The organism is Streptomyces spinosisporus (assembly GCF_022698145.1).
GTDB classification, from domain to species: Bacteria; Actinomycetota; Actinomycetes; order Streptomycetales; family Streptomycetaceae; genus Streptomyces; species Streptomyces spinosisporus.
Genome location: NZ_JALDAX010000011.1, coordinates 223,438 through 239,089 on the forward strand (window position 1 = coordinate 223,438; position 15,652 = coordinate 239,089).

The window sequence follows — 15,652 nt, forward strand, 5'->3', positions numbered from 1 at the left end:
GGGCACGTCCCGCGACCGAAGGAGCCGATCATGAACTCTGCAGCCACGACCGCCCGGCAGCCCGACGTCCTCGTGGTCGGCGGCGGCATCGGCGGTCTCAGCGCCGCCTGCGCCCTGGCCCGCCAAGGACTACGGGTACGGGTCCTCGAACGCACCAAGGAGTTCGGCGAGGTGGGCGCCGGACTGCAGATCGCGCCCAACTGCACGCGCATCCTCGCCGAGTACGGCCTGCTGGAGGAAGCCAGATCCCTCGGCGTCGTCCCCGAGCACATGGTCATGCGCGACGCGCTGGACTCCCGGGAGCTGACCAGGCTCGACCTGCGCGACCTCGAACGCCGCTACGGCTTCCCGTACATGGTCATCCACCGCACCGATCTGCACGCGATCTTCCTGCGCGCCTGCGAACACGCCGGTGTCGAGCTGCTGACCGACCAGGACGTCGTCGGCTACGAGAACACCGAGGGCGGTGCCAGGGTCCTGCTGCGCAACGGCCGGTCTGAGTTTGCACCGCTCGTGGTTGCCGCCGACGGACTGCACTCGGTGGCCCGCCGCCTGCTGGTGGGCGACGACCTGGTCAGCTCCGACTACGTCGCCTACCGCGCGGCCGTGCCCATCGAGCAGGTGCGGGACAACGGCATCTCCGAGCGGGACGTCACCGTCTACATCGGCCCCCACTGCCACTTCGTCCAGTACGCCCTGCGCCGCGGCGACATGTTCAACCAGGTCGCCGTGTTCCGCTCGCCCAAAGCCCTTGCCGGACACGCCGATTGGGGCACGCCGGACGAGCTGGACGCGGCGTTCGCGCCGGCCTGCGACCCGGTGCGCAGAGGCGTTGCGCTGATGTGGCGGGACCGCTGGTGGCAGATGCTCGACCGCGACCCGGTGGAGAACTGGGTGCACGGCCGCATCGTCCTGCTCGGCGACGCGGCCCATCCGCCGCTGCAGTACATGGCGCAGGGCGCGATCATGGCCATCGAGGACGGCTGGGTGCTCGCCCGCCACCACGCCCGCCACCACGCCCGCCGGGCCGCGGCAGCCGGAGCGGGCGGCGCGCCGGACTGGGACGCCGTCCTCGCCGCATACGAGGCGGTCCGCGTCGAACACTGCCGCCGGGTGCAGAACACGGCCCGCGCCTGGGGCGAGCTGTGGCACGTCGACGGGGTACGCCGACTGCAGCGCAACGCCCTCATGCGCCAGCGCGACGCGTACGACTACAGCTTCACCGACTGGGTGTACGGCCCCACCGCGCTGACCCCGGACGAGGAGCCCCCCATGTTCACACCGATCCCGTTGTCCTCGGCGTCGTTCGAGGACCCGGACGGTGCATTGACGGTCGCAGGGCGCGGCACGTCCTGAGCGCAGGGAGCGGTACGTCCCGGCAATCGGCGCTCCCTCGACCACCGCGCGAACGCCGGTCGACCGGCCGACCACGGCGGACTCGGCCACGGCAGACCGAATCGCGGGCTGTCGCAGGAGAGCCCGGTCGTTCTAGGCTGCGGGCAGGAGGGGAGTCCACACCTCCTGCGCCCCCAGTCCTCGGGCATGCCCAAAACACCGCGCGCATCGGGCGGCCGGAGCCCACCTCGTCCCGCACATGAGCCTTCAGCGGGCCCCGGCCTTCGTCCTCGCGGCTGACTCGAGCTGGGGCTCACTCCCGCAGGCCCCAGAGCCGCCAGGACGTACCCGCGCGGGGTCCTCGCGCCGGGGGACGGCGCGAGCCCTCGCGCACAGCGGCCGTCGCCTTCGCCGACAACAGGCGGCGGCCGCTCCTAAGCCTTCCCAGGGATCGGGCCTCCGGCACCCCTCGAAGTGCAGAAGTTGTACGGAGCACTCATGGGATGCCCGGAGGAACCCTTTCCGGCATGACGTAGATCACGTCAATCCGCGGGTCGATCTTGGAATGCGCGGCGCCCTGTCCGTGCTGCACTGTTGGTGGGTTCGCCCTGCTTGGGGGTGCGCGGGCAATGGTGCTCGACGCGGCCGGCCGGAGGATCTCGACGACCTCGGCCCGGGACCGCTCCCTTGTCCCCGTTGTTGTACTGCTTTCGTTGAAAGGTTCCCCCGCACCATGCCTCTGGCTCTGCTGGCCCTGGCTGTCGTCGCGTTCGGCATCGGCACCACCGAGTTCGCCACGATGGGGCTGCTGCCCCAGATCGCAGACGGGGTCGGCGTGTCGGTGCCCCACGCGGGCAACCTCGTCTCGGCGTACGCGCTCGGCGTGGTGGTCGGCGCCCCGCTGCTGACCGGCATCGGCGCACGCGTCCCGCACAAACGGCTCCTGCTCCTGCTGTCGGGACTGTTCGTGGTCGGCAACCTCGCGTCCGCCTTCGCCCCCGGCTTCGGCCTGCTGTTCGCCGCGCGCTTTCTGGCGGGCCTTCCGCACGGCGCGCTCTTCGGCGTGGGCGCGGTCGTCGCCTCCCGCCTGGTCGCCCCCGAACGGGCCGCGCGCGCCGTCTCGAAGATGTTCCTCGGACTGACGGTCGCCAACATCGTCGGCGTTCCGGCCGGCACCGCCCTCGGGCAGCAGCTGGGCTGGCGGGCCGCGTACGGCGCCGTCGCCGTCATCGGCCTGGTCGCCCTGGCCGCGCTGGCCCGTTTCGTCCCGCACCAGCCGCGCGGCCGGCAGTCCGGCATCCGGCACGAACTGCGGGCCATGGGCAACCGGCAGGTCGCGATCGGTCTGGCCACGGCGGTGGTCGGCTTCGGCGGGTTCTTCGCCGTCTACAGCTACCTGGTGCCGATGCTGACGCACCTCACGGGCCTCTCCGACTCCTCGACCACCCTGGTCCTGGCCCTGTACGGCGTCGGCATGACGGCCGGCACGCTGATCGCCGGCCCCCTCACGGACCGTGCGCTGCGCCCGACGCTCTACGCGGGCCTCGCCCTGCTCGCTGCGGGACTGGTGACGTTCTACTTCACCGTGCACAGCACCGTTCCGGCCCTGCTGACGATCACCTTCATCGGTGCGATGGGTGCTTTCGTCACCACGCCCGTGCAGATGCTGCTGATGGCCAAGGCGAAGAACGCGCCGACCATGGCCGCGGCCTCCAACCACTCCGCGTTCAACCTGGCCAACGCGGGCGGCGCCTGGCTCGGAGGGCTGGCCATCTCCGCGGGCTGGGGCTGGGCCTCGCCCGACCTCGTCGGGGCCGCGCTCGCCGTCGCGGGTCTCGGGCTCGCCTTCACGGGCGGCCTCATGGACCGCGGCAGCCGACGCTCCGAGGTGATCACGTCGTCCATGGAGACGCCGCTGGACGCGGCCCACGCGGAGGCGGCCCGACCCGACGGACACGGCCGCTGACGTAGCTCCGCCTCGGACGGGGTCCGGCGGGTCCGGGCCGAAAGCCTTCGGACAGCTGTGCCAGATGCCCGCGCAGCACCGCCAGGACCGTGTCCGGCCGCACCTGCCACGCAGCAGACGCCGAACCCGCACTGCTGATGAACAAACGCACGCAACTGCCGGAGGGGGCACAGGCGTGATGGTGGGGGAGAGGTGCGGCCGCGCAGGGGGGAGCGGGTGTGCAGTTCATCGAGGTCACCGGCCTTGCCGGGGTGCGATCGTCCGTCATCCGGTTCACCCGGCCGGGGACGGGCCTGGCGTTCATGCTCTTCCCCATGATCCATCTGGCGGAGGCGGCCTTCTACGCCGAAGTGGAGGCACGCCTGCGCAGCAGCTGCGACCTGGTGGTCGCCGAGGGGGTCGGGGAGGGCTCGCCCGGCGCCGAGGCGCTGGTGGCGTCGTACCGGCGGCTGGAGGGGCATGAACGCCTGGGGTTGGTGGTGCAGGACATCGACTACGCGGCGCTCGGACTGCCCGTGGTGTGCCCGGACATGAGCGGTGCGCAGTTCGAGGCGGGATTTCGCCAACTGCCTCTCAAGGAGCGCGCGTTGGTGGCCACGGTCGTCCCGGCCATGACGGCCGCCATGGGGCTGGTGGGGACGCGCCGCTGGCTCGCCCGGCATCTGGAGCTGGAGGACCTGGTGAGTGAGGGCGAGGAGGCCGCGGCCGACTTCTGGCCGGGCCTCGACGACCTGGTGCTGCGGCGCCGCGACCGCCTGCTGATCAGGACCCTGACCGATTTCCACCGGGGATACACAGGACGGACCGGCACGTTCACCATCGCCGTCGTCTACGGCGCCAGGCACATGCGCGCCGCCTCCGAGGCCCTGTCCGGCCTGGGCTACCACGCCGCCGACGCCGAGTGGCTCACCGTCTTCACGCTGGACCCGCAGTGACGGCGCGAGACGGTCGGTCGTAGGCGCGGGCTTGAGTGCGTTCGGTCGGGATACCCGGCGGATATGGCAAAGCTTCATCTTCCAGGACGGCATCGTGAACACGACCGCGACGAGGACCCGGAGGCCCGGGTGCCGTCGCCGGAGGAGGTGGGGCCGGACCAGGAGGTCGAACAGGCCGCTCCGGACACGCCGATCAAGCTGCCCAAGGGCGCCTGGGTCGCCGTGCTCAAGGGCAGCCTCAAGGAGTTCAAGGACGACGAGCTGACGGACCGGGCCGCGGCGCTGACCTACTACGGCGTGCTGTCCCTGTTCCCGGCGCTGCTGGTGCTGGTCTCCCTTCTGGGGGTCGCCGGCAAGTCGGCCACCGACAAGGTGCTGGACAACTTGCAGCAGCTGACTCCGGGCTCCGCGCGCGACATCATCACGAGGGCCGTCGAACAACTGCAGAACAACTCCGGTACCGGCTCGCTGATGGCCCTGCTGGGCATCGTCCTCGCGGTGTGGTCGGCGTCCGGTTATGTGGCCGCGTTCATCCGTTCCGCGAACGCCGTCTACGACATGCCGGAGGGCCGGCCGGGGTGGAAGATCCTGCCGGTGCGGGTGGGAGTGACCGTGGTCCTCATGGTGCTCGCGGTGCTCAGCTCGCTGATCGTGGTCTTCACCGGCGGCCTCGCCCGGCAGACCGGGCAGGCACTCGGGGTCGGGGACACCGCGCTGACGGTGTGGTCGATCGCCAAGTGGCCGGTCCTGGTGCTCCTGGTCACCGTCATGATCGCGATCCTCTACTGGGCCACCCCGAACGCCAAGGTCAAGGGCTTCAGGTGGATCACCCCGGGCAGTTTGCTGGCCCTGGTGATCTGGCTGCTCGCCTCCGCCGGGTTCGCCTTCTACGTCGCCAACTTCGCCTCGTACAACAAGACCTACGGCACCATGGCGGGCGTCATCGTCTTCCTCGTCTGGCTGTGGATCAGCAACCTCGCGATCCTGCTGGGCCTGGAGTTCGACGCGGAGAGCGTGCGCCAGCGGGCCATCGCGGGCGGGCACCCGCCCGAGGCCGAGCCCTATACCCAGCCGCGCGACACCCGGACGTGGGACGAGGAGGACGTCCGCCGCCTCGGCGAGGTGTGATCGGCGGCGGACTCAGCGGGCCACGCGGTGCTTCCGGCCACCACGCCGGAAGCGCACGGCCGCGTACGCGAGAGCGACGAGCAGGACGACGGCGCCGATGATCAGCAGATAGAAGAGCCCCTCCGCGGCGAATCCGATGATGCCCAGCACGACGGCCACGAGGACGAGGAACAGAAACAGGCTCATCGGCCCTCCCAGAGGCTTCGGTCACTTCGGTGTCGTCGGTGGTGCCGGTGTCGTCGGACGGCCGGTGTCGTCGGTCGGCTGGTGTCGTCGGTCGGCTGGTGTCGCCGGTTTCGTCGGCGGCTCAGCGTCGGCCGAGCCGGCGTTCACCGCCGGCACCGGACTTGTAGTCGAGTTCGTAGTGGGCGAAGATCTCCGGCTCGTCCTCGGCCGGCAGCTCCCCGTCGACGTCGATCGCGGGGGCCTTCTTGACCACGTCCTTGGGCTGGGTGATCTTGAGATAGCCCGGTCCTACGGTCGCGCCGGTCAGCGGCGCGAACACCAGCCGCCGGCGGGTGGGAAGACCCACGGTCACCGTCGCGAAGAAGGGCTGGTCCGTCGCGGTGTCGACATAGATCGCCTCCAGAACGCCGATCTTGTGACCCTCGGAGTCGACCACGTCGTGCCCACGCCACTCGCGAATATCGCCTGCCTCGAACATCATGAACCTCCACAGAGGGGGTACCCCCGGATCGCGTCCCTGATGTCTGGCCGAGGGCGCGCCCACCCGGACGCACCCTGCGGTCCTACGGCGCCACGTCCTCCAGGCTGCGCCCGCTGGTCTCCTCCGCCCCGGCCGTGGCCGTGAGCGAGCCGATGAGGGCGACGGCGGCGAGGGTCACGAAGACCGTGCCGATCGCGCCGCCCGCGTAGACAGCACCCACCACGATCGGTCCGAGGACGATGCCCAGGCGGTTCATGGCGCCGCCCATGCTGGCGCCCAGCGCCCGGATCCGGGTGGGGAAGAGTTCGGGCGTGTAGAGGTAGAGGCAGATGTTGCAGCCGAAGAGGAAGACCGCGGCCAGGGACGTCCAGATCAGGACGCCTACGGCGGTGCCGGTCGCCGACAGGCCGAGGACGAGCAGGCAGAGCGCGGCGGCCGCGAAGCACCAGATCACCGTGTTGCGGCGGCCGACCCGGTCCACCGTGAGCGCGACGATCAGACAGCCGAGGAGTCCCGTGCAGCTGGTGACGGTCGAGTAGAGGAGGGCCGTCGACAAGTCCAGGTGGAAGTGGGACTTGTAGATGGTCGGCAGCCAGGACGTGATGCCGTAGTTCGCGAAGTAGCCGGTGAACCAGAGGAGTCCGACGACGATCATGCGCTTGCGGTAGCGGTCGCCGAACAGCTCGCGCAGTCCGCCCTTGCCCTGCGGCCAGCCCTTGCCCTGGGGCGGCACGACGGACGGCGTCGGCTCCGGCGGGGGCAGCGGGGCGCCCGTGATCCTCTCGACCTTCGTCTCGATCGACGCCATCGTGGCGAGCGCCTGCTCGTGCCGGCCGTGGTCCGCGAGCCAGCGCGGCGATTCGGGCACGTAGCGCAGGACCACGAGACTCAGGACGACCGGCAGGGCCGCGAGACCGAACATCCAGCGCCAGCCGAGCAGCGGCACCAGCCAGTAGGCGACCAGCGCGCCCGCGGTCAGGCCGACCGGGAAGACGAGCTCGAAGAGGAGCACGAACCGGCCGCGCTGGTGGGCGCGGGTGATCTCCGCGATGAACGTGGCGGCGATCGGCACCTCACCGCCGATGGCCATGCCCTGCACGAAGCGGACCGCCATGAACGGCTCGGGCGAGGTGCACAGCGTTAGCAGCAGATTGCACAGACTGGCAAGAGCGATGCAGCCCGCGATCACCTTGACGCGGCCGACCCGGTCGGCGAGCCGTCCCGAGACCAGCGCACCGCCCAGCATGCCGACCGAGCCGACGGTCATCAGAGCGGTGGTGTGGCCGGTGTCGAGGTTCCACTCGGTGCGCAGCTGGGGGAGCGCGTACGCGATCAGGAGCTGGTCGAAGGCCTCGAAGAACGTGGCGGTGCCGACGACGAGCCGGACCATCACCTGCCAGCGGCACAGCGGCAGGCGTTCGAAGCGGGCGCCGATGGCGGCCGCGAGCGCCGGTGTGTCGCCGGGTCGCTCGGCGGCGGCGCGTTGAGCGTCGATCGTCATGGATGGCCTCCGGATCCGTGCGGCACGGTTTGGGGGACGGGACCGCACGGGAGGGTTCGGGCCGCGAGGGTACGACGGTATCCCGGTACCGGGCGGCTGTGAGGGCTGGGGCTGGGACGGCGGGCCCCAATTCCATAGGTGCTGAACATCTCAGCGCTTAAAGTTCTACCGGTATCCCTCCGAGGTTAGGCAAGCCTTAGCCCTGACCTCGTGAAAATTTCCCGGACGGCACCCCCTTGCGGTCGAAATAGTTAAGCCCTTAGATTTCTAGCACTTCGACACCGCACTCGACGCCTCATCCGGAGGTCCCCATGCCGCGCATCCCCGCCGACGAGATCCTCATCGCGGGCCGCTGGCGTCGCGGTCGCGGTGTGCCCATCCACACCGCGGACCCGGCCGATGGCACCGTTCTCACCACCGTCCACGCCGCCTCCGTCGAGGACGTGGAGGAGGCCGCGCATGCCGCCGCCGGGGCCGCCGCCGCGCCCGAATGGCGCGATCTGCTGCCGCACGAACGGGCGCGTGTCCTGCACCGGATCGGCGACGCCATCGAGGAGCACGCAGAGGAACTGTCCGCGTTGCAGACCGCCGACACCGGCAAGACCCTCGGCGAGACCCGCGCCCTCGCGCTGAGCGCCGCGGGCACCTTCCGGTACACGGCGGCGGCGTTGGAGACCGCCGAGGATGCGCTCACGCCGTCACGCGGCCCGTATCTGACGATGAGCGTCCACGAGCCGATCGGCGTCGTCGGCGCCATCAACCCCTGGAACTCGCCGATCGCCTCCGACGCGCAGAAGGTCGCGCCCGCACTGGCCGGCGGGAACGCGGTCCTGCTCAAACCCGCCGAGTGGACACCGCTGGTCTCCCTCGCCCTCGGCCGCATCGTCCACCGGGTGCTGGCAGGGGCCGGGCTGCCGACCGCGCTGCTCGCGGTGCTGCCGGGCAAGGGCAGCATCGTGGGCGACGCGATCGTCCGGCACCCGCTCGTCGGCCGCATCGGCTTCACCGGCGGCACGGGCACCGGACGCGGCATCGCCCACGTGGCCGCCGACAAGCTCATCCCCGCCTCGCTCGAACTCGGCGGCAAGTCGCCGACGATCGTGCGCGAGGACGCCGACGTCGAACAGGCCCTCTCGGGTGTGATGTACGGGATCTTCTCCTCCAGCGGCCAGTCCTGCATCGCCGGATCGCGCCTCTTCGTCCAGGCCGGCCTCTACGACACCTTCGTCGGTGAGCTTGTCGACCGCGTAAGGAAGTTGAGAGTCGGTCCGGGCACCTCGCCCGACACGCAGGTGGCCCCGCTCGTGCACCACAGGCACCGCGACGCGGTCGCCGCGTACGTGGACCTGGCGCGCGAGGAAGGTGGCCGGGTGCTCTGCGGCGGCGCCGCACCGGAGGGGGAGGCGTACGCGAAGGGCGCCTACTACCTGCCCACCGTGATCGGCGGACTGCCGAACACCGCGCGCACCTGCCAGGAGGAGATCTTCGGCCCCGTACTCGTGGCACTTCGCTACGACGACGAGGACGAACTCGTCGCACAGGCCAACGACTCCGACTTCGGGCTCGCCTGCGGCATCTGGACCCGGGACGCGCGTGCCGCCTGGCGGCTCGGGCGGCGGATCGACGCCGGGACCGTCTGGATCAACACGTACAAGCAGTTCTCCATCTCCACCCCCTTCGCGGGGATGAAGGACTCCGGACTCGGCACCGAGAAGGGACGCGAGCTGATCCGCGCCTACCAGCGGCAGAAGTCCCTGTACTGGAGCACCGACTCCACACCGCTGCCCTGGGCCAACTGACCCTCTCGTCTGGGAGATTGCACATGAACCACCCCCCGATCGCCCGGCTGCGCGCGCTGCGCTCGGTCGAGCTGCTCACCCCGAACTTCGCCGAGGCCGCCGGCTTCTACGAGGAGGCGTGGGGCCTGGAGGTCGTCGAGGCCGGGCACAGTGCGAGCTGGCTGCGCGGCACCGGCACCGAGCACCACGCCCTCCAGCTGACCCGCTCCGAGAAGATCGGCCTCGGCCGCCTCGCCTTCGCCGTCGGCACACCCGCCGAGGTGGACGAGGCCGCACGCCGACTGGAGGCACGCGGCATCACTCTCGTCACCGAGCTCGGCCCCCTCGACCAGGTCGGCGGCGGCTACGGGCTGCGCTTCCACGACCTCGACGGACGCCTCGTCGAACTCTCCGCCGACACCTGGGCGGTCGCCGCGCGCGGCCGGGACGAGGCGCTGCCCGTCGGCGTCACGCACGCGGTCCTCAACACCACGGACATCGACGCGGCCGTCGCCTTCTACCGCGATGTGCTCGGCATGCGGGTCTCGGACTGGTCCGAGCACCAGATGGCGTTCCTGCGCTGCAACACCGACCACCACTGCATCGCCTTCAACCAGGCGCCCTGGGTCTCCCTCAACCACGTGGCGTACGAGATGAGTTCGCTCGACCACTTCATGCGCGGACTCGGCCGGCTCCGGCACCACGGCATCACTCCGGAGTGGGGCCCCGGCCGGCACGGCCCCGGCAACAACACCTTCTCCTACTTCACCGACCCGACGGGTCTGGTGTGCGAGTACACGTCCGAGGTCGCGCAGATCGTCGAGGACGCGTGGATCTGCCGTACCTGGCGGCGGACCCCTGAACTGTCCGACACCTGGGGCACCGCGGGCCTGCCCTCGAAGCTGATCCGCGCCCACATGGTGGGCACATCCGACGGCAGCCCCGTCGTCCCGCCCGTCGACGCCGAAGGAGTCGCAGCATGAGCAGGGTGCGCAAGGTCGGTCTCATCGGCTGGGGAGCCATCGGCCGCGTGGTCGGAGGGGCCGTCGCCGCCGGTGGCGTGCCGGGCGCCGAACTGGTGGCCGTCGTCGACAACCGGCCCCTCGGAGACGCGGTCCCCGCACCGCAGATGACCGTGGAACAGGTCGTCGAACACTGCGACTTGATCGTCGAGGCGGCCGGTCAGGGTGTCGTACGGGGCTGGGGCGAGACCATCCTCGCCTCCGGCACCGACCTCCTCGTGGCGTCCACGGGAGCCCTGACCGACGAGGAGCTGTCGAAGAAGCTGCTGACCACCGGACCCGGGCGGGTGTATTTCACCGGGGGAGCGGTCGGCGGACTCGACGTGCTCCAGGCGGTCCGCGCCATGGGGCCGCTGAGCGAGATCAGGCTGACCACCACCAAGCTGCCCTCGACGCTCGAACAGCCGTGGATGGACGAGCAGTTGCTGACCGCGATGCGGACCGCGACCGGGCCTGTCGAGGTGATGCGCGGCACCGCGCGCGAGGTGCCGGTCAGGTTCCCGAAGTCGACCAACGTCGCCGCCTCCGTGGCGCTCGCGGTAGGGGACCTCGACGCGGTGCGGGTCAGCGTCGTCGCCGACCCGGCCGCCGTGCACACCTCGCACGTCATCGAGGCGAACGGACCGCAGGGCTCGTACCGCTTCGAGGTCAGGCACCAGCCGGACCCGGCCAACCCCGCCACCAGCCAGGTCGTTCCGTACGCGGTCCTGCGCTCCCTCGCGGCACTCGCCGGGCGTTCGGGGCAGATCCTGTGACGGCGTATGGCATCGCCGGGCTGCACCTCGAACAGGCGGGCGCCGGTGGACCGCTGGTGCTGTGCCTGCACGGCATCGGGTCGTCCTCCGCCGCCTTTTCGCCCCAACTACAGGCGCTTGCGGGCAACTTCAGGGTGCTTGCGTGGGATGCGCCGGGTTACGCCAAGTCGGCGGACCCGGAAAGGGAGTTGAGCCTCGACGACTACGCCGACGCCGCGGCCGCGGTCATCCGCGCACATGACGGCGGCGGTGGCGCACATGTCCTCGGCGTCTCCTGGGGCGGCGTGATCGCGCTGCGGCTCGCCACCCGCCACCCGGACCTCGTCGCCTCGCTGACGATCGCCGACTCCACCCCCGGTTCCGGCACGACCCCAGAGAAGGCCGCTGGGATGCGCGCCCGCATCGCCGAACTCGCCGAGCTCGGACCGCGCGCCTTCGCCGAGCGGCGCGGCCCCCGCCTGCTCTCCGCCGGAGCGCCGAACGAGCTTCTCCGGCGCGTCGTCGACACCATGGCCGACTCGATCCGCCTGCCCGGCTACGGATACGCGGCCGAGTCCATGGCCACCACCGACCTGCGCGGAGAACTCGCCCGGGTCACCGCGCCCACCCTCGTCCTGTGCGGCGACCAGGACCGCGTCACCGGTCCCGAAGCCTCACAGGTCCTGGCCGGCGGTCTGCACAGGACCGCGTACGTGATCGTCAAGGACGCCGGTCACCTGGCCAACCAGGAGCAGCCCGAGCACTTCAACGCCTGGCTGCTGTCCCACCTGCACATCGTCACCAACTCCCGGACCAGCAAGGGATGACCACCATGCCGATCACCACCACCGAGTACGACAACGGCGGCGACCTCGCCAAGTACACCGACGCCCTCATCGCCACCAAGAACTCCCGCGAGCCCGACTGGGGCACCCTGTCCTTCCAGGAGAAGGCCGGCCCGCAGTACAAGCGCGCACAGATCCGCTACGTCGGCTCCGGCGCCACCGGCAACCACGAGAACGACAACCGCATCCTCCCCTCCGGCGGCTTCACCTTCTCCAACATGCTGCTGCCGCCCGGCGCCGAGGGCCCGGCCCACACCCACCACGACGTCGAGGAGGCCTTCTTCGTCCTGGAGGGCCAGGTCCGCGTCGGCATCCACCGCGGTCCGGACGAGGTCGAGTACCGCACCCTCGGCTACCGCGACATGATCGTGGTGCCGGCCGGGGTGACCCGTTCGCTGAAGAACGAGGGCGACACGGACGCACTGTTCTGCGTGATCATCGGCACGCAGAAGCCGCAGGTGCCGACCTACCCCGAGTACTCGCCGCTGTACGGCATCACCCGTGACTGAGCAGCCGCGAACGGTCGTCGTCACCGGTGGGGGCCGTGGTCTGGGGGAGGCCATGGCCCGCCGGGCCGGCGCGGACGGCTACCGGGTCGTCGTCGCCGAGCTGAACGAGCAGTGGGGCCGACGGACGGCTCGGGCCGTCCAAGAGGCGGGCGGCGAGGCGGAGTTCGTACCACTGGACGTCGCCGACCCGGCCTCGGTCGAGGCACTGGCCGCCTGGCTGGCACCTCGCGGCGCCGTCCACGGACTGGTCAACAACGCGGCACTCGCCAACGGCGTCGGCGGCAAGTACTTCCAGGACATCGACGTCGAGGTGTGGGACCGGCTGATGGCGGTCAACGCGCGCGGGCCCTGGCTCGTCGCCAAGCACCTGCTCCCGCTGATGGCGTGGCCCGGCCGCATCGTCAACATCGCCTCGGACGCCGCCCTCTACGGCTCACCGCGGCTCGCCCACTACATCGCCTCCAAGGGCGCCGTCATCGCGCTGACCCGGGCGATGGCCCGTGAGCTGGGCCCCGAGGGCATCACGGTGAACGCCGTGGCGCCCGGCCTGACGGAGATCGAGGCGACCGAGACCGTACCCGCCGAACGCCATGCGCTGTACGCGCAGAACCGGGCGATCGCACGGCCCCAGCAGGCCGACGACCTGGTCGGGACGGTGTCGTTCCTCCTCGGAGCGGAGTCCGGCTATCTCACGGGTCAAGTGATCGCCGTCAACGGCGGCTTCACGATGCACTGACCCACCCCTGCGTCCCGCACCACCACTTCCAAGGAGTTCTCATGGACCTCGGCCTCGCCGACCGCACCGTGCTGGTCACCGGGGGCAGTTCGGGTGTCGGCCTGGCCACCGTCCGGGCCCTGCTCGACGAAGGCGCCAACGTCGCCACCTGCGGCCGCGACGCCGAACGGCTCGCCAAGGCGGCCGCGCACCTGGGCGCCGGTTCCGACCGGCTGTTCCACAGCGTGTGCGACGTACGGGACTCCGACGCCGTGGGCGACTTCGTCGAGCGCGCGGCGGACCGCTTCGGCGGGCGCCTCGACGCGCTCGTCAACAACGCGGGCCAGTCCCGTATGAAGCCGCTCGACGAGACGACCGCCGAGGACTGGCGCGACGAACTGGAGCTGAAGTTCGCCGGCGTGCTCAACCCCCTTGCCGCCGCCCGCGGTTACCTGCGCGCCTCGGACGCGGCGGCGATCGTCAACGTCAACGCCGTCCTCGCCAAGCAGCCGGAGACCCGGCTGATCACGACGAGCGCCGCGCGCGCCGGCATCCTCAACCTCTCCAAGTCCCTGGCCACCGAGCTCGCCAAGGACGGCATCCGCGTCAACTCCGTCTGCCTCGGCCTCATCGACACCGGCCAGTGGACGCGCCGCCACGCGGCCACCGCCGGCGACCTCGGCCACGAGGAGTGGCAGGCCGAGCTCGCCGCCGACCGGGGCGTCGCGCTCGGCCGGCTGGGCCGCGCCGAGGAGGTCGCGTACGCCATCGTCTCCCTGCTCTCCCCACGCGCCTCGTACATCACCGGAACCAGCATCGACGTCTGCGGCGGAGTCGGCCGCGGCATCCTCTGAGGAGCCCTCCATGACCCCTGTGACCCACCGCAATGGAGGCGAACTCCTCGCCGCCCACCTCACCTCGCTGGGCATCGACGCCGTCTTCGGCATTGTCTCCGTGCACAACCTTCCGCTGGTGGAGGCCATCGAGGCCGACCCGGGGCTGCGTTTCGTACCCGTACGCCACGAGGCCACCGCCGTGAACGCCGCCGACGCGTACGGCCGCGCACGCGGCAGCATCGGCTGCGCGCTCACCTCGACCGGCACCGGCGCGGGCAACGCGGCCGGATCCCTCGTCGAGTCCCTGTCCGCGGGGACGGCCGTCCTGCACATCACGGGACAGGTCGAATCCGCGTACCTCGGCAGTGGGCGGGGCTTCATCCACGAGACGAAGGACCAGCTCGGGATGCTCACCGCGGTGTCGAAATACGCCGCGACCGTCACCTCCACCCGTGACGCGGGGCGCATCCTGCGCGAGGCGTCCGCCGCCGCCCTTACCGCTCCCGCCGGGCCCGCGAGCGTCGAGTGGCCGATCGACCTGCAGTACGCGGCACAGCAAGACGACGGTTCCACGCCTCAGGCCGTCGAGCCCCCGGTCCCCGACAAGGCACAACTCGCCGCCGCACGCGCGCTGTTGGCGTCCGCCCGGCAACCGCTGATCTGGGCGGGCGGCGGCGCGAACACCGCGCGGGCCGAACTCCTGGCACTCGTCGAGGCGACCGGCGCGGGTCTGCTCACCTCCAACTCCGGGCGTGGCGCCGTACCGGAGGACCACGAGCAGGTCATCGGCAACTTCGCCACCACGCCCGCCGTTCGCGCCCTGCTGAAGGACGCCGACGTCCTCGTCACCGTCGGCACCCACTTCCGCTCCAACGAGACCGCCGACTACGGGCTCGAACTGCCCACCGCCCACATCCAGATCGACATCGACACCGCCGCACTCGGCCGCGTGTACCCGGCCCGGCACGCACTCCACGGTGCCGCGTCCGCCGTCCTGCCCGAACTCACCACGGCAGCCAGGCGCGCGAACGCCGCCTGGACGGACCGTGTTCGTCGCGTCCGCGAAGAGGTCCGCGCCACACTGCACGACACCATCGGCCCCCAGGCCGCCCTCTGCGACGCCCTCGCCGACGCCCTGCCCCGTGGTGCCGTCGTCGCCCGCGACGTCACCATCCCGTCCTCCTCCTGGGGCAACCGCCTGCTGCCGCTGCACGATCCGCGCGCCAACGTCTTTCCGCGCGGCGGCGGCATCGGGCAGGGCCTCGGCATGGGCATCGGCGCGGCCGTCGCCCGCCCGGACGAACCGACCGTCGTCATCGCCGGCGACGGCGGACTCGCGGTCCACCTCGGCGAACTGCTCACACTGGCCCAGGAGCGACCGCGCCTGACACTCGTCGTCTTCAACGACGGCGGCTACGGCGTGCTGCGCAACATGCAGGACAAGTACAGCGAACGCCGCTCCGGAGTCGACCTGTTCACCCCGGACTTCGCCACGCTCGCCACCGCCTGCGGCCTGACGTACGCGCGCATCTCCGACGCGTCCGACGCCGCGGCCGTCATCAAAGCCGCCGTCGCCCATGACGGACCCACGCTCGTCGAGGTGGACCTCGCCGCGCTCGGCCCCATGAAGAACCCGTTCACCCCGCCCGTGAAGATCCCCACCGCGTAGGGAGGCCCCACC

Annotated in this window: 15 protein-coding genes; 12 read left to right on the forward strand and 3 right to left on the reverse strand. The window is 71.1% G+C overall.

Annotation, left to right across the window (positions count from 1 at the left end; translation table 11 throughout):
- Positions 1-30 precede the first annotated feature (30 nt).
- The 4 genes from MQN93_RS27435 (at position 31) to MQN93_RS27450 (ending at position 5,364) form a co-directional block, all read left to right on the forward strand.
- Positions 31-1,356: an FAD-dependent oxidoreductase gene (locus MQN93_RS27435; RefSeq protein WP_242711662.1), complete on the forward strand. Its 1,326-nt coding sequence runs from the start codon at positions 31-33 to the stop codon at positions 1,354-1,356.
- 712 nt (positions 1,357-2,068) lie between these two features.
- Positions 2,069-3,301, forward strand: a complete 1,233-nt coding sequence (locus tag MQN93_RS27440; RefSeq protein WP_242711663.1) for an MFS transporter — start codon at positions 2,069-2,071, stop codon at positions 3,299-3,301.
- A 218-nt stretch (positions 3,302-3,519) separates the two neighbouring features.
- Complete coding sequence (locus MQN93_RS27445) at positions 3,520-4,236, forward strand: hypothetical protein (protein WP_242711664.1); 717 nt, start codon at positions 3,520-3,522, stop codon at positions 4,234-4,236.
- 63 nt (positions 4,237-4,299) lie between these two features.
- A complete protein-coding gene (locus MQN93_RS27450; RefSeq protein WP_242711665.1) occupies positions 4,300-5,364 on the forward strand; it encodes a YihY/virulence factor BrkB family protein in 1,065 nt (354 codons plus the stop codon).
- A 12-nt stretch (positions 5,365-5,376) separates the two neighbouring features.
- On the opposite strand, the gene MQN93_RS27455 is transcribed toward MQN93_RS27450, so the two are convergent.
- From MQN93_RS27455 to MQN93_RS27465, 3 genes are all read right to left on the reverse strand, one after another.
- Positions 5,377-5,550, reverse strand: a complete 174-nt coding sequence (locus MQN93_RS27455) for a hypothetical protein (protein WP_016432940.1) — start codon at positions 5,548-5,550, stop codon at positions 5,377-5,379.
- Positions 5,551-5,671: 121 nt separating this feature from the next.
- Positions 5,672-6,028: a PRC-barrel domain-containing protein gene (locus MQN93_RS27460; RefSeq protein WP_016432939.1), complete on the reverse strand. Its 357-nt coding sequence runs from the start codon at positions 6,026-6,028 to the stop codon at positions 5,672-5,674.
- Between the two features lie 85 nt (positions 6,029-6,113).
- A complete protein-coding gene (locus MQN93_RS27465; RefSeq protein WP_242711666.1) occupies positions 6,114-7,532 on the reverse strand; it encodes an MFS transporter in 1,419 nt (472 codons plus the stop codon).
- Between the two features lie 311 nt (positions 7,533-7,843).
- On the opposite strand from MQN93_RS27465, the gene MQN93_RS27470 reads away from it, so the two are divergent.
- From MQN93_RS27470 to MQN93_RS27505, 8 genes are read left to right on the forward strand one after another with little or no spacing between them, the layout of a single operon-like run.
- The gene (locus MQN93_RS27470; protein ID WP_242711667.1) at positions 7,844-9,331 is read left to right on the forward strand and encodes an aldehyde dehydrogenase family protein; all 1,488 of its coding nucleotides are present in this window, start codon (positions 7,844-7,846) and stop codon (positions 9,329-9,331) included.
- A 23-nt stretch (positions 9,332-9,354) separates the two neighbouring features.
- Positions 9,355-10,293 carry a VOC family protein gene (locus MQN93_RS27475; RefSeq protein WP_242711668.1) on the forward strand — a complete coding sequence of 313 codons (939 nt, stop codon included), beginning with the start codon at positions 9,355-9,357 and terminating at the stop codon, positions 10,291-10,293.
- Complete coding sequence (locus MQN93_RS27480; RefSeq protein ID WP_242711669.1) at positions 10,290-11,087, forward strand: aspartate dehydrogenase domain-containing protein; 798 nt, start codon at positions 10,290-10,292, stop codon at positions 11,085-11,087. The genes MQN93_RS27475 and MQN93_RS27480 overlap by 4 nt, the downstream gene beginning before the upstream one ends.
- The gene (locus MQN93_RS27485) at positions 11,084-11,893 is read left to right on the forward strand and encodes an alpha/beta fold hydrolase (RefSeq protein ID WP_242711670.1); all 810 of its coding nucleotides are present in this window, start codon (positions 11,084-11,086) and stop codon (positions 11,891-11,893) included. Before MQN93_RS27480 ends, MQN93_RS27485 begins: the two co-directional genes overlap by 4 nt.
- Before the next feature lie 5 nt (positions 11,894-11,898).
- Positions 11,899-12,420 (forward strand): cupin domain-containing protein, encoded by a 522-nt coding sequence (locus tag MQN93_RS27490; protein ID WP_242711671.1) that lies wholly within the window; start codon positions 11,899-11,901, stop codon positions 12,418-12,420.
- Positions 12,413-13,156 carry an SDR family oxidoreductase gene (locus tag MQN93_RS27495; protein ID WP_308404416.1) on the forward strand — a complete coding sequence of 248 codons (744 nt, stop codon included), beginning with the start codon at positions 12,413-12,415 and terminating at the stop codon, positions 13,154-13,156. The genes MQN93_RS27490 and MQN93_RS27495 overlap by 8 nt, the downstream gene beginning before the upstream one ends.
- A gap of 41 nt (positions 13,157-13,197) precedes the next feature.
- A complete protein-coding gene (locus MQN93_RS27500) occupies positions 13,198-13,989 on the forward strand; it encodes an SDR family oxidoreductase (RefSeq protein ID WP_242711672.1) in 792 nt (263 codons plus the stop codon).
- A 10-nt stretch (positions 13,990-13,999) separates the two neighbouring features.
- Positions 14,000-15,640 (forward strand): thiamine pyrophosphate-binding protein, encoded by a 1,641-nt coding sequence (locus MQN93_RS27505; protein ID WP_278191218.1) that lies wholly within the window; start codon positions 14,000-14,002, stop codon positions 15,638-15,640.
- The last annotated feature ends 12 nt before the right edge of the window (positions 15,641-15,652 follow it).